This is a genomic window from Microcoleus sp. A6-C6 (genome assembly GCF_036705955.1).
Classification (GTDB): domain Bacteria; phylum Cyanobacteriota; class Cyanobacteriia; order Cyanobacteriales; family Microcoleaceae; genus Microcoleus.
The window spans coordinates 191248-213710 of record NZ_JAUBVR010000001.1 but is presented as its reverse complement, the minus strand read 5'-3'; the positions used below and the strand labels follow the sequence as shown (position 1 = coordinate 213710).

20 protein-coding genes and 1 pseudogene are annotated in these 22463 nt (G+C 46.3%); 13 read left to right on the top strand and 8 right to left on the bottom strand.

What is annotated here, in order from left to right; all coding sequences use genetic code 11:
- The first annotated feature begins 49 nt into the window (after positions 1-49).
- On the top strand, positions 50-304 hold the full coding sequence (locus QUB52_RS00940; protein WP_332972108.1) for a type II toxin-antitoxin system RelN family antitoxin: 255 nt from the start codon (positions 50-52) through the stop codon (positions 302-304).
- Positions 294-656: a type II toxin-antitoxin system RelE/ParE family toxin gene (locus QUB52_RS00935; protein WP_332972109.1), complete on the top strand. Its 363-nt coding sequence runs from the start codon at positions 294-296 to the stop codon at positions 654-656. The genes QUB52_RS00940 and QUB52_RS00935 overlap by 11 nt, the downstream gene beginning before the upstream one ends.
- A gap of 162 nt (positions 657-818) precedes the next feature.
- On the opposite strand, the gene rph is transcribed toward QUB52_RS00935, so the two are convergent.
- On the bottom strand, positions 819-1532 hold the full coding sequence (gene rph, locus QUB52_RS00930) for a ribonuclease PH (RefSeq protein WP_332972208.1): 714 nt from the start codon (positions 1530-1532) through the stop codon (positions 819-821).
- Positions 1533-1678: 146 nt separating this feature from the next.
- Positions 1679-2239, bottom strand: coding sequence for an adenylate kinase family protein (locus QUB52_RS00925; RefSeq protein ID WP_332972110.1), 561 nt, complete (start codon positions 2237-2239; stop codon positions 1679-1681).
- A gap of 347 nt (positions 2240-2586) precedes the next feature.
- On the opposite strand from QUB52_RS00925, the gene QUB52_RS00920 reads away from it, so the two are divergent.
- Positions 2587-3114 (top strand): P-loop NTPase family protein, encoded by a 528-nt coding sequence (locus QUB52_RS00920; RefSeq protein WP_265235221.1) that lies wholly within the window; start codon positions 2587-2589, stop codon positions 3112-3114.
- Between the two features lie 259 nt (positions 3115-3373).
- On the opposite strand, the gene QUB52_RS00915 is transcribed toward QUB52_RS00920, so the two are convergent.
- From QUB52_RS00915 to QUB52_RS00905, 3 genes are all read right to left on the bottom strand, one after another.
- Entirely contained in the window at positions 3374-3553 is a 180-nt protein-coding gene (locus QUB52_RS00915) for a hypothetical protein (RefSeq protein WP_265235222.1), read from the bottom strand.
- 285 nt (positions 3554-3838) lie between these two features.
- On the bottom strand, positions 3839-4036 hold the full coding sequence (locus QUB52_RS00910; protein ID WP_332969349.1) for a hypothetical protein: 198 nt from the start codon (positions 4034-4036) through the stop codon (positions 3839-3841).
- Positions 3999-5495: a GUN4 domain-containing protein gene (locus tag QUB52_RS00905; RefSeq protein WP_265235224.1), complete on the bottom strand. Its 1497-nt coding sequence runs from the start codon at positions 5493-5495 to the stop codon at positions 3999-4001. Before QUB52_RS00905 ends, QUB52_RS00910 begins: the two co-directional genes overlap by 38 nt.
- Positions 5496-6143: 648 nt before the next feature.
- Between QUB52_RS00905 and QUB52_RS00900 the strand changes: the two genes are divergently transcribed.
- Positions 6144-7598, top strand: a complete 1455-nt coding sequence (locus QUB52_RS00900) for a hypothetical protein (RefSeq protein ID WP_332969352.1) — start codon at positions 6144-6146, stop codon at positions 7596-7598.
- Here the strand turns inward: QUB52_RS00900 and QUB52_RS00895 are convergent.
- Positions 7598-7763: pseudogene (locus QUB52_RS00895) on the bottom strand (transposase); the annotation flags it as partial. The gene QUB52_RS00900 and the pseudogene QUB52_RS00895 sit on opposite strands and share 1 nt — an antisense overlap.
- A 72-nt stretch (positions 7764-7835) precedes the next feature.
- On the bottom strand, positions 7836-8003 hold the full coding sequence (locus tag QUB52_RS00890; RefSeq protein WP_332972111.1) for a hypothetical protein: 168 nt from the start codon (positions 8001-8003) through the stop codon (positions 7836-7838).
- A 413-nt stretch (positions 8004-8416) separates the two neighbouring features.
- Here QUB52_RS00890 and QUB52_RS00885 point away from each other — a divergent pair, with 413 nt between their 5' ends.
- From QUB52_RS00885 to QUB52_RS00845, 9 genes are all read left to right on the top strand, one after another.
- On the top strand, positions 8417-11245 hold the full coding sequence (locus QUB52_RS00885) for a hybrid sensor histidine kinase/response regulator (RefSeq protein ID WP_332972112.1): 2829 nt from the start codon (positions 8417-8419) through the stop codon (positions 11243-11245).
- Positions 11242-12633 (top strand): hybrid sensor histidine kinase/response regulator, encoded by a 1392-nt coding sequence (locus QUB52_RS00880; protein WP_332972113.1) that lies wholly within the window; start codon positions 11242-11244, stop codon positions 12631-12633. The genes QUB52_RS00885 and QUB52_RS00880 overlap by 4 nt, the downstream gene beginning before the upstream one ends.
- A 72-nt stretch (positions 12634-12705) precedes the next feature.
- Positions 12706-12918 (top strand): hypothetical protein, encoded by a 213-nt coding sequence (locus QUB52_RS00875; RefSeq protein WP_332972114.1) that lies wholly within the window; start codon positions 12706-12708, stop codon positions 12916-12918.
- Positions 12919-13340: 422 nt separating this feature from the next.
- Positions 13341-13805 (top strand): ribosome maturation factor RimP, encoded by a 465-nt coding sequence (gene rimP, locus QUB52_RS00870; RefSeq protein WP_332969358.1) that lies wholly within the window; start codon positions 13341-13343, stop codon positions 13803-13805.
- A 308-nt stretch (positions 13806-14113) separates the two neighbouring features.
- Positions 14114-15409 carry a transcription termination factor NusA gene (gene nusA / locus QUB52_RS00865; protein WP_265235230.1) on the top strand — a complete coding sequence of 432 codons (1296 nt, stop codon included), beginning with the start codon at positions 14114-14116 and terminating at the stop codon, positions 15407-15409.
- Entirely contained in the window at positions 15360-15824 is a 465-nt protein-coding gene (locus tag QUB52_RS00860) for a YlxR family protein (protein WP_442923397.1), read from the top strand. The genes nusA and QUB52_RS00860 overlap by 50 nt, the downstream gene beginning before the upstream one ends.
- 382 nt (positions 15825-16206) lie before the next feature.
- Positions 16207-19380, top strand: coding sequence for a translation initiation factor IF-2 (gene infB, locus QUB52_RS00855; RefSeq protein WP_332969360.1), 3174 nt, complete (start codon positions 16207-16209; stop codon positions 19378-19380).
- A gap of 387 nt (positions 19381-19767) precedes the next feature.
- Positions 19768-20493 (top strand): low-complexity tail membrane protein, encoded by a 726-nt coding sequence (locus tag QUB52_RS00850; protein WP_265235234.1) that lies wholly within the window; start codon positions 19768-19770, stop codon positions 20491-20493.
- Positions 20494-20746: 253 nt separating this feature from the next.
- Positions 20747-20971 (top strand): hypothetical protein, encoded by a 225-nt coding sequence (locus QUB52_RS00845; protein ID WP_265235235.1) that lies wholly within the window; start codon positions 20747-20749, stop codon positions 20969-20971.
- Positions 20972-21125: 154 nt separating this feature from the next.
- Here QUB52_RS00845 and QUB52_RS00840 read toward each other — a convergent pair whose 3' ends face one another.
- The gene (locus QUB52_RS00840) at positions 21126-22253 is read right to left on the bottom strand and encodes a glycosyltransferase family 4 protein (RefSeq protein WP_265235236.1); all 1128 of its coding nucleotides are present in this window, start codon (positions 22251-22253) and stop codon (positions 21126-21128) included.
- Between the last annotated feature and the right edge of the window lie 210 nt (positions 22254-22463).

Sequence of the window (22463 nt, the reverse complement as noted above, 5' to 3'; positions counted from 1 at the left end):
CCTGATAAAATATGACATAATTGGTAAAAAATACCTTGAGGAGAAACAGATGAAAGCTGTTGAAGTATTGGGAACTATAGATGATAAAGGTCAATTATTTCTCGATCGCGCGATCGAAGACTTCCCGCCCAGCCGCGTGCGAGTTATCGTACTTTTTGCCGAAGTAGCAGAGGAAGTCGAAACCGATCCTGATGATACTCCCATTGCCGAAGTGAAAGCAAGTCTCAGGAGAGCATTACAGGAAGCAAAAGCCGGACAGCGCATCCCCCTTTCGGAAATGTGGGAGGGAATAGATGTCGAATGAAATGCCTTTCGTACAGATTGATTTAACGCCTGAGTACAAACGGAATTTGCGTGAACTATCAAAAAAATATCGCAATGTCAGGTTAGATACTCAGCCAATTATTGAACAATTCCAAGGGGGGAATTTTACTGGCGATCGCATCCCCGGAATGGGTGAAAATTATGTCATCTTGAAGGTAAGAGTCAGAAATAGCAATATCCAAAAAGGGAAAAGCGCTGGTTATCGACTTATCTATCAAGTTGAGTCACCGACTAGCGTACTTCTATTAACCATTTATGCTAAATCTGACCGAGAAGATATTAGTCCTAATGAGATTCGTAACATCTTAGCTGAGTGGGATCGGGATGAATAGACCTCTTGCAAAAATAACTAGGACGGGCAAGATGCCCATCCCACAAAAAACATTTTTCCTTGTGGAACGGGCCGAAGAGCCCGTTCCAAAATTTGATTAAAAGGATTTTTGCAAGAGGTCTAATGATTAATGTGGGTAATCATGAGGTTAAAATAAACCAATTTAAAGAGCCTGCCCCTGAGCCTCCAGCAATTCCTGAATCCCTATTTCTGCCAAATCCAAAATTTGATTTAACTGACTCCGGCTGAAACTTCCTTCTTCCGCTGTTCCCTGAATTTCGATGATGCTCAAATCTCCATTCATTACCACATTACAATCAATTTCAGCCGCCACATCTTCAAGATAATTCAAATCTAAAAACGCCTCATTTTCCAAAAGCCCCACAGACACGGCCGCCACTTGACGAATCATGGGCGATCGCACCAAATCACCTTTTTGTACCAATTTGTTCAAAGCATCAGCCACAGCCACAAATCCGCCATTAATAGAAGTTGTGCGAGTCCCCGCGTCTGCTTGCAAAACATCCGCATCCACAAGTATGGTGCGTTCGCCCAATAGCTGCATATCCAAGCACGATCGCAAACTGCGCCCAATCAACCGCTGAATCTCTTGAGTGCGTCCCGATAATTTCATAAATTCCCGCTCTTGTCGCTGCGGCGTAGATCCGGGTAACATTCGGTATTCCGCCGTCAGCCAACCTTGTCCGGTATTCTCCAGAAATCTCGGCACTCCCGGCTTGATTGTAACGCTGCAAAGTACCTGAGTATCGCCACTTTTTGCTAGCACGGAACCGCTAGCAAATTTGTTGAATTCGCGATCGAAACTAATCGGACGAAGTTGATTTGATTTTCTGCCGTCAGGACGCTGGAAAGACATAATATTTAGGTAATTGGGAATTGGGAATTGGGAATTGGGAATTGGGAATTGGGAATTGGGCATTGGGCATTAATATTCCTTATTTTTGCTCTTTGTTAAGTATGCTTTTATTCCCAATCTAAAATTCAAAATCTAAAATGGTATGATTATTTACTGTTAACTTCGAGAGATTTGAGAATATCTTGCTGGACTTGTTCTGGAGATTGATCGCCGTTGATAGTTAACAATTTGTGGCGGTATTCGTAATAATCTAAAAGAGGAATAGTCCGTTCCTCGAACAAATCGAGCCGGCGCTGTAAAATTTCTGGCTCGTCGTCCGATCGATCGCGTTCGATCGATCGACTCAGCAACACTTCATGAGGCACTTTCAGCCAAATTGCCCAATCTAGCTCCTGCGCCAAACTCTCTAATAAAAAATCCAATTCCTCAGCTTGAAAAGCCGTTCGCGGATATCCCTCCAACACCCAGCCATTAAAGACATCCCACAGCAGCAACCGGCGGCCGATAAATTTAATCAAAATTTCATCGGGAACTAGCTCCCCGGATTCCACAGAAGACACGGCCAACTTGCCCAAGTCTGTTTCACTTGCGATTTCCGCGCGCAGAATGTCCCCTAATGCCAGCAAAGGAATGCTCAAATTGTTGCACAATTGTTGTGCTTGAGTTCCCTTTCCCGCTCCTGGCCCTCCCAGAATCACCAATCTCACAGTGTTTGCTCCTAGTGCCGTGACATTCAAATTCTATGCGATGTTTACCTTTTGTTGACACTCCTGGACGCAGCCAGACTCTCAGAAACGGGGGTTTGCACCTGATAACTCTGGCACTCGATGCTGTGTTTTTGTAAAAAACCCGGTTTCTGCGTAAGTGTTTGCTTGAGTTGAAAAATCGAACTAACGACTCCGAATGCTACTGCCGCTAGCTTTTGACAATTTGTATATCTAGCGTTCGATCGGATGTACACTCGGCCCAGTACACTATATATTGTTAAGCAGGCTTCAGCCGCGCCAAGGTCGGAGCAGCAGTCAAGACTTAGTTACTAATTAAATATTGCCCTATGGTTGCTCAGTTACAAACCCCTAAACTCAATTTGACCCACAGCTTGCCCTACACCGTTGAAGGGCTGGTGCAAGTTTTTACAGGCCCGAACCGCTGCTTTTTTACCAGTGTCATGGCTCAAGCGCTCCGAATTGCAGGACAGGGAGCTCCGGTGTTGGCGGTGCAGTTCCTCAAAGGGGGCATCAATCAAGGGCATCAACATCCGGTGCGACTGGGGCAAAATTTAGATTGGGTGCGGTGCGATTTGTCTCGCTGTATTGACAAGGCCGATTTAGATGAGCTGGAAACGCGATCGATCGCACAATTGTGGGAGTACGTTCAAAAAGCGGTGCGTTCCGGCAGTTACGCCTTAATTATTCTCGACGAGTTGAGTTTAGCGGTGAATTTAGGCTTGATTCCCGAAGCAGAAGTGCTGGCATTGATTGACAGCAAGCCGCAGGATTTGGATATTATTTTGACTGGGCCTTCGATGCCGCCAGCAATTTTGGATATTGCCGACCAAGTTACTGAAATTCGCCGCAGTTAAGGACAATAGACAAGATTGCCTGAGTCCTTTTAATCAAATCAAATTTTCGGACGGGCATCCCGCCGTCCCACAAGCAAAAAAAATTGTGTGTGGGATGGGCGTCTCGCCCGTCCTAGGTATTTTTGCAATATATCTAATGATTTTAGTTGCGATCGCCCGTGTGGGCGATCGCAATTTTTATGTATTTTATGTAAATTTTATGTAAAAAAAAGAGGCGACCGCTGAGTTCACGCGATCGCACGCCGCTTTAGCAGCGACATTACGCTGAAACTATCGGATCGAACACAACAGTCAAGCGGTCAGCCGGAACCATCCGTTTGAGAATTTTTAAATGACCGTCTGCATCAGACCAACTGCGAAATTGACCCACAATCACCTTTTCTAAATTCGGAAGCGATCGAACTATAGTCCACGGTTTGAGACGTTTTTCTTGCAACATAGTAGAGAAATCTCCTTGGTAAATTGGAGCCAAAGCCCGTCCTAATACTTTTCTACGGGTAAGGACTGGTCTGTAACTTTGTAAACTTGCCCTTCTCTCACAACATATCACAAAAAAAATCCTTTGGGATTATATCTGATTTTCTGTTCTTTTTCTACCTAATTTCTGCATAATATATCCCTAAGCTGTGGCGCATTTAAATTGCATATTCGGGGCAGGCTTACGTCCCCACCCCACAAGAGTTTGATTATTTTTTGAACACCTACAATTTAAATGCAGAATAGCTTAACTCTTTAAATAATTGCCACCTTTGCCATTATTCCCCAATTCTTCCCTCTTCCTTCTTCCCTCTTCCTTCTTCCCTCTTCCTTCTTCCCTCTTCCTTCTTCCCTCTTCCTTCTTCCTTCTTCCCTCTTCCTTCTTCCTTCTTCCCTCTTCCTTCTTCCTACAAATCTCGCCGCGACAGCAAAAACCAGATCCCACCCAAACCCAAAACACCGCACAAAACCCCACCTTCCCATCCAAAAACAGTCCCTCCCGGCAAATGTCCAGGCTTTGCCTTAGAAGTAAAATTCAGTTCAGAATAGTATACCCACTGATTGTTAACCCACCAGCCCACTCGAACGCCAAACTTCTCCCAAACTGTAGCATCATAAACACCAGCCTTTCCCCCCGACTTAACCCACAAACCCTTTTGCACAGAAAAACCGAACCTCCGGTGACTGTGGCGTACCCAAAGTTGGTCAATCGTCTGCAAATCCTTAGCCGGAAACTTCCTAATATCTTCCTCACTCAAATAACCCCTCGAAACTTGCTGCATCACTTCCAGCATTTTTACAGAAGTTTCCTCATCAGCACCCCGCCAATTTTTAGCAGCCAGCAGCCTTTCCAGCCGAGAATAATCAATCCCTTTTTCTGATTCTAAATTAACAGAAACTAGCGGATTTTGAGTCACAGGTTGGGTCGGTAAAGAAGGACTAAGAACTGTTGCCTGCTGCAATTGAAAATCAGGTGGAACAACAACAACAGGTTTTAAAAATTCAAACACTTCCATAGAAGACTTGTAGCGGTCTTTCACATATTCCTGAATCAACTTATCTAAAATCTGACCTAAATCCTCGCTAATCTTGGTTCCTTTCGGCAAAGCCTCCCTCCAAAGCCAGCGACCTTCGAGCGGATCGTAAAGGTCATCGTGAATGTCCCCGTAGATATCCAAATAAGGCATAACAGAAGTCAGCAAGCGAATGCAAGTCACCCCCAAACTGTAAAGGTCGCTAGCCGGAACAGCCATACCATGTCGCTGTTCTAGAGCTGCATAACCCGGAGTGCCCAACTTAGTACCCGTTTTGGTCGGAGCCTCAGCTACTACCTGTTTGGACACCCCAAAATCTATTAGCACCAACTTGCGATCGCGATTGCGGCGGATCACATTTTCCGGCTTAATATCCCGGTGAATGACATTGCGTTCGTGAACAAAATTCAGCAAAGGCAACAAATCTAACAGCAGTTCCCTAGTTTTAATTTCGCTATAAGCACCGTACTTTTCCAACTCATCCTTTAAATTATTGCCATCAATAAATTCTTGCACCAAATACAATCGCCCATCTTCCTCAAAATAAGAAATTAGCTGAGGAATTTGTGGGTGTTTCAGTTCGTAAAGCCGCCTTGCCTCTTGTTCAAACAGTCGAACATACTTTTTAAAATGAGCGGGCTTCCGCTGAAACTCCTGCGGTGGCGACAACTGTTTGATAACGCACAATTCTTCAAATTTTCCATGATTGACAGCTCTAAAAGTCCTGCCAAATCCTCCATCGCGCAGTGGTTCAGTTGCTGCATAAAGGTCTTTTAGCAGCAGCTTGGAACCACAATTAAGACAATACTTTGTGCCTGGTGGGTTCTGACGCTTGTCTCTTGGGCAATCGAGATTAAGGCAGTATGTCATATATTAAAAAAATGCGAACAAAATTATACTCAGGGTGTCATTTTATTCAAGAGTCCGATCGCTAGCTGGTTTTTGTGGAGGCGAGATCCCGAACCTTACCTTACGGAGGTGGCAGCTATCAGGGGCGATCGCACGCGCGGGCGCTCTCGCCAGACTGTCCCTGAGCAAGTATACCTCTGTTGAGGGTTTGACCTCAAACTCGAAGTCCAAATCTAAGCTTAAACTGCGATCGGCGCAATAGATTTAATTTAGGGGTCAAATAGCCAGCAGATCAAACAGAAATAGTAATTTATTACCAGCTCAGTTAGCTCTGCAACGCCGAAAAAAAAACTGAGGATTCCGCCTGAGATATAATTTTATTGACAGAGAGAATCAGACGAACGGGATCTGCGGCTGCCACCTGTGTTCGCGCGGCGAAGCTATCCCGTGGGGAATCGACCTTAATATTTGACAAGTATAAAAGTTTACCAAACCCTGCAAAATCAACAATCCCAAACTACCCAACTTTCCCCAGGTTAAAATAAATACTAGCTTGCTCGATCGCCATCCGATCGCGATCGCGACAATCAGCTAGTTTAAGCTGTTTCCTTTTTTCAGCTATTACCAGTTACATTTATTGCGCTCCGTCTACTTAATTAGGAACTGCCAGTGACACCAAAACTACAGCCATCTCAAACTCCCAACTCCCGCAACAAAAAATCACCCAAAGTACCCTGGTTCGAGCGGTTAATGGCAGTGCTTGCCCTAGGGAATTTAAGCCTAGTATTATTTGACATAAGTTACGTCCCTGGGCGAAATTTCTACTTCCGGCAACTACCAGTCCTCACCCAAATATACGACCCATTTAAAGGAATTACACCCCACAGAGAAACCCAGAAATATCTAGAAACCTTAGAAGAATTAAAAAATCAAGTAGTGCAAACAGGCTTGCCCTCTCCCCAAGTAGCAGCCAAATTGCAGGAAATAAACAATCTAAGCGCGAACATGATCGACGAAGATCCGTTTCGAGTAGCATCAAAAAGCGGCACCCTAGAAAAAATTAAAGACCGGATGCGCGATCGCACCCCCAATCCGCAACAATCCGCAAAACAATCATTCAAAACATTCTGGAGCCCTGAGTATTTAAGCAAACAAGGCTGGCAACAAGAAATCACTTGGTTTGACGCCAAAATCAAGCCATTAATCGCCATCAACTATTACCGTGAGATCGGAGAAAACGGCGAATTTACCGACAAGTTCTGGCAAATCGACCTGCCATTTATTGCCATATTCGCGATCGAATTTCTAGCCCGTACCTACTTGATCAGCCGCCGCCACCGCAGCGTCACTTGGCGAGCAGCCATGCTCTGGCGATGGTACGACATATTCCTGCTCCTCCCATTCTGGCGCCTGTTGCGAGTATTACCCGTCACAATTCGCATCCACCAAGCCAAAATGCCCGACCTCCAACCCATACGCACCCAAATCAGCCGGGGTTTCGTCGCCAACTTCGCCCAAGAATTGACCGAAGTAGTAGTAATTCAACTCATCAACCAGATGCAACAATCAATTACCACAGGCGAACTCACTCGTCAACTCTTTCAATCTCAAAAACAGCGCTATCTAGACATCAACAATATCAATGAAATAGAAGCGATCGTCACCCATCTAGTCCAAATCACCGTCTACAAAGTCCTACCCCAACTCCAGCCAGACCTAGAAGCCCTGCTTCGTTACAATATAGAAATGTTTCTCAAACAATCCCCCCTCTATCAAGGATGGAAGCAAGTACCCGGACTGGGAAACCTGCCCGCACAACTAGCAGAGCAATTAGTTGCAGAACTCTCCAAATTAGTCACCATCGGCCCCCAAGATGCCTACGAAGCCTTTAAAATCGCCAGCGAAGACCCCGTAGGTACTAAACTCTCAAGCCAGCTAGTCCAACATTTCGGGCAAGCTTTGGGAGCCGAACTGCAACAGCAGCAAACCTGGCAAGAAATACAAATCTTGCTGTGTGATTTCCTCGAAGAGTTCAAAATCAACTACATCCAGCGGTTGAGCGAAGAAGACTTCGAGAAAATTTTAGAACAAGCCAAAGAACTGCAACGGATAGCCCCGCGTTAGGGCAAGTCTCCCCACAGAATGCCCCCTCGGTAGCGGTACAACACCGCTTCCACGAACAACCGATTGTAGGCAGGCTGTCGAACACAAATAACCTTCACATCCCGGCAACAAATCTTTGATCCTTTTCCACTGTTCATCCCGTAGGGCATAACGGCGACTTGTCATGACGATCGAATCCTTCTAGTCGGCTGTATCTGCTGCACCGCATTACTTATTTTTTTCTTCCGCTATTAGTAATTAGCAATTACCCTGCTGTAACTCCTGCAAATGAAACTTGCTGGACTTGTAAACTTTCATGTGCGATCGGCCTTGTCTACGAGAGTCATCGGCAGGGTTGTGCATCAAATCTTCAGCGCGGTAGTTAGTTAGACCGCCGTTAGGGTTCTCAGCGGCCTGGCGTGTCATTTTTTTAGCGAGAGAGGGATCAAATTTTTAGACGTATATTATATCAATTTATATGTAAGTTTAATGAAATTATACTTTTCAAGGCCAATCTGTAAAGTAAAGTTAAAAACTACTACAAATAGCTCTAAACCAAGTAATCTATTAGATAGGATTGCTAACTGCTTTTCTCAAGGATGAAAATTTTTATAAATACTCGTAAAAAAAATCAGGCGCGTCAGCATCTTTAGTAAGCTATAATTATAACGATCTCATAGTAAACACGTCAGTAGCCATGCTTGTTCAAGCAAGTTACAGTCTCAAAATTTTCAATAACTATTATAGATTGCTTTTCAATATATATTGCCTCAGCCTCATTTCACTAAATTCACTGATATTTTTCAGCCAACTCGTTACCCCAGGAGTAACACCAATCAATGTCACACACATCTCCAACCACTTTTATGTCAAACCGTTCTCAAAAAAAACTGTCACTTCGCCTGATTTTAGTATTGCCATTCGTCGTGCAAATCTTTGCTGCTGTCGGGCTGACAGGCTGGCTGTCGGTACGCAACGGACAAGAAGCTGTTAATAATGTTGCAACTCAACTCCGCAGTGAAGTCTCAGAACGCATTAATCAGAAGCTTAATGAATATTTAGAAACTCCTCATCTAGTCAATCAAATTAACCTAGAAGCTGTCCGGCTCGGCTACATTAATGTGCAAGACTTGCCAAGCCTAGAGCGCCACTTTGTGCAGCAGGTACAGTTATTTCCGACCGCAGGTTCCATTATGTTTGGCAGTCAAAAATATAATGGGTTTATTGGGGCATTTAAACCCAAAAAGGATACCTTGCAAATCATGGAAGCAGGTAAAGCTACAGGGGGAAGCATTCGATTTTATGAGATCAATAAAGATGGAGAGCGTATCAGGCTAATTCAGGAAAAGCCCGATTTCAAAATAGAGGCACGACCTTGGTATGTGGCAGCGGTGAAAGCAGGCAAACCAGTGTGGGGTGAAATATTTTCCTATCACGCTTTCCCAGAAATGGTTTTGCCTGCTAACGTTCCTCTCAAGGACAGTAATGGAGAAGTGATTGGGGTATTCGCCGACCATTTTTTTTTAACACAAATTAGTGATTTTCTTAAAAATGTAAAAATTGGTCGTTCGGGGCAAACTTTTATTATCGAGCGTTCGGGATTGATGGTTGCCAGTTCTACCCTAGAACAGCCATTTTTAGTAGAAAATGGGAAAGCAAAACGCATTAATGCAGCTAACAGTAGCGATCCTTTAATCAGTTCTGCAACGAAGCAATTACAACAGCACTTTGGCGAACTCAAACAAATTGGTCAGCGAGAACAGCTTGACTTCTCCTTTGATGGCAAACGACAATTTCTACAAGCGCTTCCTTATAAAGACGAGCGTGGTTTGGACTGGTTGATTGTAGTTACTGTTCCCGAAGCGGATTTCATGGAGCACATTAATGCTAACACCCAAATAACCATTTTTTTGTGTTTGGGAGCCTTGGGGCTGGCTACGGTTTTGGGAATATTAACCGCACGCTGGATTACTCACCCAATTCTCCGTTTGAGCGAAGCTTCTAGGGCAATCGCAAGTGGAGATTTAGACCAAAATGTGCAGGTAAAAGGCGTAGAAGAACTAGAAGTTCTGGCTCAGTCTTTCAACCTTATGGCACAACAGTTGCGCGAATCCTTTGAGGCACTAGCCAAGACCAATTCCGAGCTAGAAATCCGAGTAGAAGAACGCACCGCTGAACTGACGGAAGCCAAACAAATCGCTGATAGTGCCAACCAAGCTAAAAGTGAATTTTTAGCGAATATGAGTCACGAATTGAGAACGCCACTCAATGGAATTTTAGGATACGCTCAAATCCTAGAACGCTCAAAAACGATGGCTCCGAAGGAACTCCAAGGCATCAGTATTATTCACAAGTGTGGTTCCCACCTGCTAACCCTGATCAATGACATCTTAGACATCGCTAAAATTGAAGCCCAGAAATTGGAACTGTACGCGAAAGATTTCCATTTTCCTTTCTTTTTGCAGGGAGTCGCGGAAATCTGCCGCATCCGAGCCGAACAAAAAGGAATTGCTTTTGTTTATCTACCCAGTTCTGAAATGCCTCGTGGCATCCACGCTGACGAAAAACGGTTGCGACAGGTACTCATTAACTTACTGAGCAATGCAATTAAGTTTACCGACTCTGGAGGGGTGACTTTTAAGATAGAATATCTGGAAAAGGGGACAGGTAAAAAGGTAAAAAGCAATGAGCAAAAGCCAGCCTCACCAATTCACAAAATTCGGTTTCAAATTGAAGATACTGGTGTTGGCATGACACTAGAACAAGTAAAAAAAATATTTTTGCCTTTTGAACAGGTAGGAGACAGCAAGCGTCAGGCGGAAGGAACCGGGCTCGGTTTAACAATTAGCCAGAAAATTGTTGAAATGATGGGTAGTACCATTCAAGTAAAAAGTCAGTCAGGAGCAGGCAGTGTTTTTTGGCTAGATTTGGATTTACGGGAAGCGGCAGATTGGGAAAATACAGCCACGATTGCCAAGCAAAGAAAGCTGGTTGGCTACCAAGGTAGAAAGCAGAAAATTTTGGTTGTGGATGACAAATGGGAAAACCTCTCCGTCATTGTCAATCTCCTGGAACCCCTCGGCTTTGAAGTAACCGAAGCTAAAAACGGTCAAGAAGGTTTAGAAAAAGTAGAAGAGTTTCAGTTCGATTTGATTATCACTGACTTGGTGATGCCAGTGTTGGATGGCTTTGAGATGATGCGCCGTATCCGAAATTTGTCACACTATAAAGACGTGGCAATCATTGCTTCATCTGCTAGTGTATTTGCTACCGATCAACATAAAAGTTTGGAGGGTGGAGCCAACGATTTTATTGGTAAGCCAGTGCAGGCAGAAGAGCTATTTGAAATGTTGCAAAAATATTTTAAAATTGAATGGATATATGACGAGATAGAGAAGGAACAAAGCAGCACAATTCCCCTTTCCTCTGATTCTCTATCACTTTCTAAATCGACCTCTGTAGTGGCTCCCCCACCAGGAGAAATGGAACTCCTATTTGAACTGGCGATGAGAGGCAACGTGAAAGGAATTGTGAAGCGCAGCGAGCATCTAGAGAAGTTGGATCAGAAATTTGTGTCCTTTGCTGTTGAGCTGCGCCAGTTAGCGCAAGGCTATCAGATCAAAAAAATCAAAGAGTTTATTACATCCCACAGGATAGAAAAAGAATGAAGGCAGCAAATAGGGAAACAAGTAGCATCTTAATCGTCGATGATAATCCTAGCAATCTCGACGTGCTTTCTGAAGCTTTAACTGGTTCTGGATGGGAGATATTGGTAGCAACTGATGGCGAAACTGCGATCGAACAGGCTGAATATAGTCAACCTGATTTGATTCTGTTAGATGTGATGATGCCAGGAATTGACGGGTTTGAAACCTGTCGTCGGCTAAAGGCAAGTCTGTTGACAACCGAAATTTCGGTAATTTTTATGACGGCTCTTTCTGACATAGGAGATAAGGTCAAAGGCTTTAATTTAGGGGCTGTGGATTACATTACTAAGCCCTTTGAACAAAAGGAGGTGTTAGCTCGCGTCAACCTCCATTTAAAACTGCGTTCTCTTACTAAAAATCTGGCAGATCAAAATCTGCTTCTCAAACGGGAAATAGAAGACAGGCTCGCAGCAGAAGCAGCGTTACATCAGCTCGCGCAGGAGTTAGAAAAACGGGTAGAAGAACGAACGGCTGAACTTTCTCAAGCTTTGGATAATCTTAAAAAAGCTCAAGTGCAAATCGTTCAAAGTGAAAAGATGGCTTGCCTTGGTCAACTTGTAGCTGGGGTGGCTCACGAAATTAACAATCCAGTTAGTTTTATCTCCAATAATATCCCTATTGCCAAGGAATATATTGCCGATTTGATCGCGATGACTCGGCTTTGCCAGCACAGCGTTAGTTCGAGATCAGAATTTGAGGATAAGTCCCAGGAGATTGAGTTAGATTTTATTGTTGAAGATTTGCCAAAAATTATTGATTCAATGGCGGTGGGAACAGAGCGACTTTACAATCTTTCTATGTCACTGCGTAATTTCTCTCGGTTGGATACATCGGCACTAACGCCAGTGAATATTCACGATGGACTAGATAGTACGTTATTAATTTTAGGGCATCGGCTGAAATCTAAAGGAAGTTTTCCAGGAATTGCAGTGATTAAAGAGTATGGCGAATTGCCCCTAGTTGAGTGTTATCCGGGGCAACTGAATCAGGTGTTTATGAATATATTGGCGAATGGAATTGATGCTTTAGAAGAGTCTACGATTAGTTGTCCGCTGTGCGGGGAAAAGAAACAAAGCAATGACAGTCCACAGATTCGGATCTGCACTGAAATGCTTCAGGATGACAGAGTGGTGATTCGGATTGCTGATAATGGGGTTGGGATAACTCAGGAAGTAATGCAGCATTTATTCACGCCGATGTTTACTACTAAATCAGTGGGTAAAGGGACAGGTTTAGGTTTGTCGATTAGCCGTGAGATTGTAGAAGCAAAACATGGTGGTACGCTGACCTGCATTTCCTCGCCCCAATGGGGGGTAGAGTTTGTAATTGAGCTTCCTATTCGGCATTAGTAAAGGGGATTTTTTTATGGTGAATCTTAGTTTGGCTTTTTTGTCAATATACCGTTAATTTGTCGATCGCCCATGTCGAATCTACCAATCACCATCACTCTCAAGCTCTTCACCCCCTATCAAGAAGCAGAGGGCTTGTCCGAACTGAAATTAGAATTTCCCAAAGAAACCTCCGTATCGCAAGTCCTAGACCGTCTGAGTGCCGCCAACGGTTCTATGGGCATCGCACCCGCTTCGGTATCCATCAGGAATTTGCCCTCGCCCCACCCCACTCCAAAACGGTGATCAAGTTGTCCTTATCCCCCCTGTCAGCTCTCCCCTTCTGCCCTCGGACAGTCCGCCGATGGCGATCGGTTTGTCACCGGGCGGGCGATCGAGCTAAAATGAAAGATGAGGCACACTTCGATCAGAAGCAGGTCTCAAACTTCTTGGAAGAAATTGTTTTACCTAGGAGTGGGTCAAGCCCACTTTTTTTGTTGCATTAGTCGCAGGAAAAGAGAGCTGGGCGTCAGACTTGCCAGTTGAAGACTGATCCAGTAGGGATAATTCCCCCGCTTGAGATTCCCAGCAGGGATGCTGGCTAAGTCCCAAAGTTGAAGACGAAAGTCGCAGCAACCCAATAAAACCACCTCAAAGCAAAGCAATCTCAACACCTGATTTTTCCTTGCCCGTGTCCGAGTTCAGGAGTGTTAACTTAAATATTCGATATGACTCATCCCCTAATCCCACAAATCATTGACTTAGCTACCCCCGTTGCGGAAACACTGGGATTGGAAGTAGTGGGAGCAGTGTTTCACACCAACCAAAATCCCCCCGTCTTGCGGGTAGACATCCGCAACATCGAGCAAGACACAGGTTTAGCCGACTGCCAGCGGATGAGCACAGCTCTCGAAGCCGAGTTAGACGCAGCCGACATCATACCCGACGCCTACGTGCTAGAGATTTCCAGTCCCGGAATATCCCGATTGCTCAGTAGCGATCGAGAATTCATTACTTTTAAAGGTTTCCCCATCACAGTCAAAACCACCGAACCGGACTCGCGAGTCAAAGAGTGGAAAGGACTACTTGTGGGCCGGGACGAAACAACTGTTTATCTCAATCAAAAAGGGCGATCGGTTAAAATTCCCCGCCCTCAGATTGTCAAAGTTGAACTAGACGAAGGAAAGGAGTAGTAAAGGTCAATTTTGAGTTTTGAGTTTTGAGTTGTAGGGGCAGTGGATGGTGCGTGCCCGCCCGATTTGAGTGTTGAGATTGCCTCGCAGCAAGCTGAAAATGCTTCGCTGCGAGTTAATTTTTAAGAATCATATCTTTAGCAGCGGGGTTGAATTGGCACAATAAATAAATTGTTACAGCACCCAGATTTCCTAAGCCTATCCTGCAACTGATCAATCATCAGTCATCACTTTTTCTCGAAAATCACCAATTACTGATTACCGATTACCAGTTACGTATTGTCAAAACAAAAAAAGGAGTGTTTTATATGTCAATGGTTCCCCTCCCAGGACTCAAAGAAATGGTCGAAGGTATTAGCAAAGAGCGAAATTTACCCAAACACGCCGTCCAAGCAGCCTTGCGAGAAGCCCTGCTCAAAGGATACGAGCGCTACCGTCGCACCCAAAAACTAGATCACTTCAGCGAAGAATACTTCGACAACTTTGATGTAGAACTGGACGCAGAACAAGAAGGTTTCCGCGTTTTAGCGAACAAAACTATTGTCGAAGAAGTCACCAATCCCGATCACGAAATATCACTTTCGGAAGTGCAAGAAGTAGCCACGGAAGCTCAGCCTGGGAGCATCGTGCTCGTAGACGTAACACCAAATCAAAAAGAATTTGGTCGCATGGCTGCCATCCAGACCAAACAAGTTCTCGCTCAAAAATTGCGCGACCAACAGCGCAAAATGATTCAAGAAGAGTTTAAAGATTTAGAAGAAACTGTTCTTCAAGCCAGAGTTCTCAGGTTTGAGAGGCAGTCGGTAATTTTAGCAGTTACCAGCAGCTTCGGTCAGCCCGAAGTAGATGCCGAACTCCCGAAGCGCGAACAGTTGCCCAACGATAATTACCGGGCAAATGCTACATTCAAGGTTTATCTCAAAAAAGTAGGCGAAGGCTCCACGAGAGGGCCGCAGTTACTTGTTTCTAGAGCTGACGCAGGTTTGGTGGTTTACCTGTTTGCTAACGAAGTGCCAGAAATAGAAGACGGAGTAGTCAGAATTGTTGCGGTAGCCAGAGAGGCAAATCCTCCCTCGCGGCACGTCGGTCCCCGGACTAAAATAGCAGTAGATACTCTCGATCGCGACGTAGACCCCGTAGGAGCCTGCATCGGAGCGCGGGGATCGCGAATTCAGGTAGTAGTCAACGAATTGCGTGGCGAAAAAATAGATGTGATCCGCTGGTCTCCAGATCCCGCAACTTATATCGCTAATGCTTTGAGTCCTGCTAGAGTAGATGAAGTGCGTTTGGTTGCCCCAGAAGGCAGGCGCGCTCACATTTTGGTCGCTGAAGACCAACTGAGTCTTGCCATTGGTAAAGAAGGTCAGAACGTCCGCCTCGCAGCCCGCCTGACTGGTTGGAAAATCGATATCAAAGATATTGCTAAGTACGATCGCGACGCCGAAGACACCAAATTGGCAGCAGAAGCAAGCAGGCTCGAAGAACTAGCAGGGGACTATTACGAAGACGAAGACGAATCATCAGGCTTCGACGGCGAGGAGGAAAACGCAGAATATGAGACCCAAGAGGCGGCGGCCACGGACGAAACCGCAGCCACAGTCTAAAAACTGCGACACTCACTCTTATTTGATTGACGGAGAGACAAGGAGGAAAAGTCCCCACTATCCCTCTCTCCCCCTTTCCCACTCTCCGCTTCTTACTCCGATGAAACTGAACTACCGGTGTTGCGCAAGTTGTCGAAAAATAGGTACTAAGGAAGCTTTTTGGCGAGTAGTCAGGCTCTATCCTTCTCATCAGGTACAATTAGATCGCGGCCTCGGTCGTTCCGCTTATCTTTGTCCGGCGAGCGAATGCCTCAAAGCAGCTCAGAAAAAAAATCGACTTGGGCGATCGCTCAAAGCGCCTGTGTCTGACGAACTGTACCAAACACTTTGGCAGCGTTTAGCCACATCTGACTGTACATCTGACTTACGCTCGACCTGGCGCCAAAGCGACAATAGTTCGGCCTCGACTGTATAAACCTTCGCGGGCAGCCCTACCAGTAATTACCGGTAGCGCCAGCTCTAAAACCCCAATCCGATCGGCCCACCAGTCTGGAAAGATTTGTGTCAGATTAGATAAGGGTAGGGTACTAGCAGAGGTATCCTCAAGGTGGAAAGGTAAACTTGGAAGCTGGATTTGTGGCTGTTGCTAAAATTCAGACTTGAGAGTTCCAAATTCCTAAAAAGACTTGAGAATTCTACAACCGCAGAGTTCAGCCAGTTGCATCTTTTAGATCAAATTGCTGAGCGAGTACCAAAACCCCGATTCCTGACACTGAATCAATCACAGCGAATGATGTCGTCATTAGAACAAAAAATCAAAATGTAAAAACTGGTTGGCACAAAAGAGGGCAGAGTGGATGAACAACGGCAAAGTAAGAATTTACGAATTATCACGGGAACTAAATTTGGATAATAAAGACATCTTGGCAGTTTGCGAGCGGCTCAATATTTCAGTCAAGAGCCACAGCAGCACAATTACAGAATCAGAAGCAGAACGCATTCGCAAAACAGCGGAAAAATACGTAGCCAGCCACTCTTCCCCCGGCAAGCCAGCTCCTACCGAAAGAGCAGCAGCGCCATCTAGAGAATCTGGCCCTCACCCTAACGACCAACAAAAAAAGCAGCAAATTTTAGAAATACGCAGTCCAAAAGTACGGCCGGCTGGTGCTTCATCCCAGCCTGCGGGCAACGAGGAGCAACAAACCCAGCCTGGGGCCACCGTGGCAACTCCTCCCAAATCGCCCGCCTCTCAACAACTCCAGTCTCCAGCTAAACCAAATATCAATCGACCTGTACTGTCGAAGCCAAATGTCGCTGTCTCGGCGGCTCCTTCAGAAACAGTGTCGGAAATAGTGTCGGAAACAGTGTCGGAAACAGTAGGTGCGATCGCCGATGAAGTAACCGCCGAGGCTCAAGCACCTGCGGCACTTCAACAACCGCCGTCGTCCAAGGCTCCCGAACGCACCCAGCGCCCGCCGGTCGCCCCTCCAGCGCCGCCCGGGGCAAAACTCACGTCGCCGCCAGTCAGAGGAGCGTCGGACTCGGCGACGCGCAACGCCCCAAATCTGGGAAACAAGCCCGTACTGAAACTTGCCAGAACTGAGCAAGAACAATCAGAACAGGGAGAAACTCTGGAAGCGCCGGCGAAACCGAGCCGCCCCAGCAGACCTGCACCAGGAGGTAGCGACGCCCAAAGACCTCGCCCAGGTGCTGGTGGGCCAGTTAAAACGGCACTTGCCGATCGACCCCAACAAGGCCCACGCCGGAGCCTTGCCCCCGCAACTTCAGCCGCCGGGCTGCGGAGCCGGGGCGGTGACAGCGCAACCACAGGAGAAGACGGAGACGATCTCGAAGACGATACGCCGTTGCTGGATACTCCTCTCCTCACCAGGCCGACACTGCCTGTTCCTCGCAAAAAGACCCAGGTCGTTTGGGAAGAAGATGATGACGAAAACTCAGATGCTGCCAAAGCTGCCAAAAAGGTCAAGCAGGCACGTTCTCGCCTCAAACCAATTGACGAGGATGACGATGACTTAGAAAACGGCTTGGATATGCCAGCACCGGTCACGGTCAGCCTGTCCCTAGCCCGCCCAGCTAAAGCGAAAACCCCAGCACCACCTAAGTCAACACCAACTCCGGGCGCACCCGGCAGCAGTGGCAAAAATAAGAGACCAGGCCCTTCTCACGATAAGAGCTCTTCTAGTTCTTCCGGGGGACGCGGCAACCGGGGTAAAACAGCCGAAGCTAAGGTAGAACGTCCAGAAAAACTGCTACTGAGCAGACCGATGACCGTTCAAGAACTAGCAGTTACTTTGGCTGTTCCCGAAACCGAAATTATTAAGCGGTTGTTCTCTAAAGGTATTGCGGTCAATATTACCGAAACCCTGGACATTCCAGCGGTGAGGATGGTAGCCGAAGAAATGGGTGTAGAGGTAGAAACTCCAGAAAAGGTAGCCCCAGCAGAAAAACTGATCGAGATGCTGGACGCCACCGATATGGAATACCTCCAGCGCCGTCCGCCAGTGGTAACGATTATGGGTCACGTGGATCACGGCAAAACTACGTTGCTCGACTCGATCCGCAAAACAAAGGTGGCTCAGGGAGAAGCTGGGGGGATTACTCAGCACATCGGTGCTTACCACGTGGATGTGGTACACGAAGGCAGGAGCCAGCAGGTTGTATTTTTGGATACACCGGGCCACGAAGCCTTTACAGCAATGCGGGCTCGTGGAACGCGGGTTACTGACATCGCCATCTTGGTGGTGGCGGCGGACGACGGCGTGCGACCTCAGACAATTGAAGCTATCAGTCACGCGAAAGCGGCAAAAGTGCCAATTGTCGTGGCTATTAATAAAGTTGACAAGGAGGGCGCTCAGCCGGAACGGGTGAAGCAAGAGCTGACTGAGTACGGCTTGGTCGCAGATGACTGGGGCGGTGATATCACGATGGTTCCAGTCAGCGCTATTCGAGGCGAAAACCTCGATACGCTGTTGGAAATGATTCTGACAGTCGCGGAAATGGAAGACCTCTACGCTAACCCCAACCGACCTGCTAAGGGTACGGTGATTGAAGCTCACCTCGACAAGGCAAGAGGGCCTGTGGCAACTCTGTTGGTGCAGAACGGTACTCTGCGAGTGGGCGATATTGTGGTCGCAGGCTCTGCTCTGGGCAGGGTGCGGGCAATGATCGATGACCGGGGCGCTCATGTAGAGCAAGCAACTCCATCCTTCGCGGTGGAAGTGCTGGGCTTACGGGAAGTTCCTCGCGCTGGAGACGAGTTTGATGTCTTCGCCAACGAAAAAGAAGCAGCGGCGATCGCCAGCGGAAGAGCTACATCCCAACGAGATTCCCGTCTGCTGCAAGGCGGCCGGATCAGCCTCAGCGGCTTCTCTCAACAAGCTAAGGAAGGCGTTCTTAAGGAACTCAACTTGATCTTGAAGGCAGATGTCCAAGGCTCCCTCGAAGCAATTGTCGGCGCTCTGACTCAACTTCCTCAAAAAGAAGTTCAACTCCGACTGCTGCTATCTGCTCCAGGAGAAGTCACTGAAACGGATATTGACCTCGCCGCCGCCAGTAATGGTGTGATTATCGGGTTCAATACTAATCTCGCTACCGGCGCTCGCCAAGCAGCCGACCAAGCGGGCGTTGACGTGCGGGAATACAGCATCATCTACAACCTCTTGGATGACATTCAAGGGGCAATGGAAGGTCTGCTGGAACCCGAACTGGTGGAAGAACCTCTGGGTCAAGTGGAAGTCCGTGCTGTCTTTGCGATCGGTCGCGGGGCTGTGGCTGGATGTTATGTACTCTCAGGCAAGGTCGTCCGTAACTGTAAGGTTCGGGTGCGCCGCGGCAACAATGTCGTTTACGAAGGTGTCCTCGACTCCCTCAAACGGATGAAGGAAGATGCCAAGGAAGTCAATACTGGATACGAATGCGGTATTTCCTTGAGCGGGTTTAGCGACTGGGCGGATGGCGATCTGATTGAAGCCTACCGGATGGTTACTAAGCGCCGCACGCTATCTCAATAGTTTTGAGTTGTGAGTGTTGAGTTGGAAGAGAAGTTTTGAGTGAAGGGCACTAAATGGCCTCTAGCTCTTAACTATTCTCTTCACTCAATATTCCAAAACTCATCTGGCAGTTGGCAGTTGGCAATTGGCAGTTGATAGTTGGCAGTTGGTAGTTGGTAGTTGACAGTTGATAGTTGGCAGAAGGAACTTCCTAATCGTCTTTACTCTTGCTTAAAATTCAAAATTCGGTCACTCCAGTAAGAATTACCGAAAGAAACCGGATTTATGATCAGAAGTCTTCGGTTTGACCGCTAAATATTTACTCCTCGCACCTGGTTTCAGAGTCAAGAGTGCATCCAAAAAGCTCAAAGTTAAAAATTAAAAATTCATAACTAATAATTAATTAAAGTGCGTTCTTTTTGGTCAGATCCTTTCTTGTGGATTCACCTTTCTGGGGCGGCTGCGTTGCCGATTTTCCTCGGACTGTGCTTGCTGGGACTCGCAGTGGGTTCTCCCATGCTCCCTGTCTGGTTAGAAGTGTTTTTAGTGGCTGTAGCAGGTATTGCTCCTGTGCTTTGGATGCAGTTGTTCCGCCCTTTTTACATTTTTAGTATTTTAGTTGTGGCGGTGAAACCACAGAATTTAACACCTTCACAGCAGCAGATTCTGACTCGGTTTAAAACTAAGTTAAATCAAGGACTTGCTCTTTTTGTCGCTGTTTTGCTAGCAGTAATTTTGTGGCAGATATACCGATTTGCTCCCCTGGCTGCTGGGGTGGCTCCGTTTCCTCCTTCCTGGCGGTGGGCTGGATTGTTGTTGGCAGCTTCGGCTTTTTTAGCTAGCAATTTGTTTTTGCAGGTGTCTGCTAGTGTGATGGCTGTTTTGCTGACAGCGGAATCAGAATTTGCAGCGACAAAGCCTCATGTTTTAGAAAAAATTAGGCAGGATTTTACGATCGCAGGTTGGCAAGTCGATCGACTTTTGCCTGCTTTTGCGGGCGAGAAAACTGTCACTCCCCGTGCACCCACAGAGTCAATCCCACCAGCAGAAATCATCAAAAATTCGTCACCCAGCAGTATAGTCAACCCAGAACCTGCTGACACCAACGGCGCTACATCTCTACCCCAAAAGTAGATCAAAAAGTAAAATTAAAAATAAAGAGGCAAAAAAGTGTAGTTTAAGCTACTTCACTTTCGACAAATGTATGCAGTCAAAAAAATAGCTAATGCCCAGGCTCAGATTGAAATTATTAATAGTCTTAATATTGAATTTTTAATCGCAAGTTGTGGATATTTTAGGTTGGCTATTTGGAGAGAAGAATCTATAATAGAGAGAGTCAAGGTAAGCTTTCAATCCTTACAGGGGATTAAAACAGAGGTATAACAATATGGCGAATTATCTACCGATCGCACAAGAACCTCAAGCCGTAGAGCCGATCGAGCTTTGCAAAGATTCTGAAATCTGGGGCAGTCTCAAATCTGCGATCGGCGCAAGCTCAGGATTTCAACGCTGGCAGCTAGAACTCAATTTTGAGAGTCAGCAGCAAAATGTCACCATCGATCAGCGGGTTCGCTCTTATCTGCGCGAAACTTTAGAAACTTTGGCTTACTGAGCGTAGCAAGACCAGAGATTGTAATGGTTTGTGAAATTCAACGTCAAATTCCGCCCCTATCCCCTCCAATATGCTACGTGAGTGAACTCTCAACTTCGGAGTTCAATATTGCAGGGGAGAATGCTTTGACATCAGCGCCGGGGCTATTTAGTTTTTATTTGATCTTCATTTTTTGGAGAATCTGCTCTCGACGCCTAGCAGCAACTTGCGGCCAAGTCAACTCCAAAGCTCGCTGGCGGGCGGCGGCTCCCATCTTAGCCCGCAAATCAGGAGAATTAGATAATTTTCGCAGTCCCTCCACCCAGGCGTCAGTATCGTAGGGTTCAAGAATTATGCCGTCAATGCCATCACGCACAATACCGCCTCCTCCCATCGGCGAAGCAAGAATTGGCAAACCATGACCCATTGCCTCATAGATGACGAGTGCGCTACCTTCCTCAAGACTGGGAAAGGCAAAAAAGTCAGCTTCGCGATAGGCAGAACTGTAGTCCACAGCATGATCAAAGTGAACTACATCAGGACGTTTCAGCCAATGACTGCAAGTTTGAGCGATCGCAGGCTCGATCGATCCAAAAATTGTCAGCGTTCCCTTAATCCCAGCTAGCTCCCAAGCCCGCAACAGCAGATGAACCCCTTTGCGGACGCAGACAAAACCCAAGAAAAGGACGTTAACTTCCTCCTTGGGCGGTTTCTGGAATTGATAATTGGGGAAACGCTGAGGCGACCAACCTTCTGTCGTTACAAGTATTTTCTCTTCAGGAACTCCGGCTGCTTGAAACGATTTTGCTACGATCGGACTAGGACAAAACAGAAAATCAATTACCTTGAGTTTTTCCTTTTCATTCTGAATGCTTTCTGCGGTAATTGTGTGTTGAGGTTCCAATCCCAAGCGAGAGTAAGCATCGTCAAGGATTCTCTTAGCTTTGCTTTGATAACAATTAACTTGCTCCTCAAAAATAGGCTTGTTGTGCTTGTAAACGTTCTTTGCAATATCTACTGAGAGACCAGGCCACAAGTAGGCAACATCAAAATCTTTGAGATCTTTGAGAAAACGCTTCTCTGTCTTGACGATCGGAAGACTAGGACTGCGGTAATATAGGTTTTTCAGAAATGATGGAATTGCTTCAACTACATTGGGGCCACGACACTCGCGATCGCAACTTGGAACAACCATGCGAGCCTTCAGTTCAGGGCCTTGCCATTCTTTGCACACTGAAAAAAATACGCCGCTGATGCCTCGGTTAGTCGAATGTATTGGGAATACAGCACTCAATTTTAACATAACATTAATCTGCAATATTACTCAAAGTGGTCAGTATCATTAAGTAGGTCAACCTAATTAAACGTAAACAGCGATCTCGCTGTCTTATCCCCGACTTCTTTAAGTGCTGTAGGGATCTGGGTATTCGGTTGTTTTAGGTAGGTTTAGATACCAATTACCTACGAATAAAGCTAATCATTTTGATGCAACCTGATTTGAGATCACGAGTCA

Excerpts from the sequence above, each read along its gene's own strand:
- nusA (WP_265235230.1), top strand. The coding sequence starts at position 14,114 with ATGTCAATGGTTCCCCTCCCAGGACTCAAAGAAATGGTCGAAGGTATT.
- rph (WP_332972208.1), bottom strand. The coding sequence starts at position 1,532 with ATGTCTTTCCAGCGTCCTGACGGCAGAAAATCAAATCAACTTCGTCCG.
- QUB52_RS00915 (WP_265235222.1), bottom strand. The coding sequence starts at position 3,553 with ATGTTGCAAGAAAAACGTCTCAAACCGTGGACTATAGTTCGATCGCTT.
- rimP (WP_332969358.1), top strand. The coding sequence starts at position 13,341 with ATGACTCATCCCCTAATCCCACAAATCATTGACTTAGCTACCCCCGTT.
- QUB52_RS00890 (WP_332972111.1), bottom strand. The coding sequence starts at position 8,003 with ATGACACGCCAGGCCGCTGAGAACCCTAACGGCGGTCTAACTAACTAC.
- QUB52_RS00885 (WP_332972112.1), top strand. The coding sequence starts at position 8,417 with ATGTCACACACATCTCCAACCACTTTTATGTCAAACCGTTCTCAAAAA.
- QUB52_RS00920 (WP_265235221.1), top strand. The coding sequence starts at position 2,587 with ATGGTTGCTCAGTTACAAACCCCTAAACTCAATTTGACCCACAGCTTG.
- QUB52_RS00905 (WP_265235224.1), bottom strand. The coding sequence starts at position 5,495 with ATGACATACTGCCTTAATCTCGATTGCCCAAGAGACAAGCGTCAGAAC.
- infB (WP_332969360.1), top strand. The coding sequence starts at position 16,207 with ATGAACAACGGCAAAGTAAGAATTTACGAATTATCACGGGAACTAAAT.
- QUB52_RS00845 (WP_265235235.1), top strand. The coding sequence starts at position 20,747 with ATGGCGAATTATCTACCGATCGCACAAGAACCTCAAGCCGTAGAGCCG.
- QUB52_RS00860 (WP_442923397.1), top strand. The coding sequence starts at position 15,360 with ATGAGACCCAAGAGGCGGCGGCCACGGACGAAACCGCAGCCACAGTCT.
- QUB52_RS00880 (WP_332972113.1), top strand. The coding sequence starts at position 11,242 with ATGAAGGCAGCAAATAGGGAAACAAGTAGCATCTTAATCGTCGATGAT.
- QUB52_RS00875 (WP_332972114.1), top strand. The coding sequence starts at position 12,706 with ATGTCGAATCTACCAATCACCATCACTCTCAAGCTCTTCACCCCCTAT.
- QUB52_RS00940 (WP_332972108.1), top strand. The coding sequence starts at position 50 with ATGAAAGCTGTTGAAGTATTGGGAACTATAGATGATAAAGGTCAATTA.
- QUB52_RS00935 (WP_332972109.1), top strand. The coding sequence starts at position 294 with ATGTCGAATGAAATGCCTTTCGTACAGATTGATTTAACGCCTGAGTAC.
- QUB52_RS00840 (WP_265235236.1), bottom strand. The coding sequence starts at position 22,253 with ATGTTAAAATTGAGTGCTGTATTCCCAATACATTCGACTAACCGAGGC.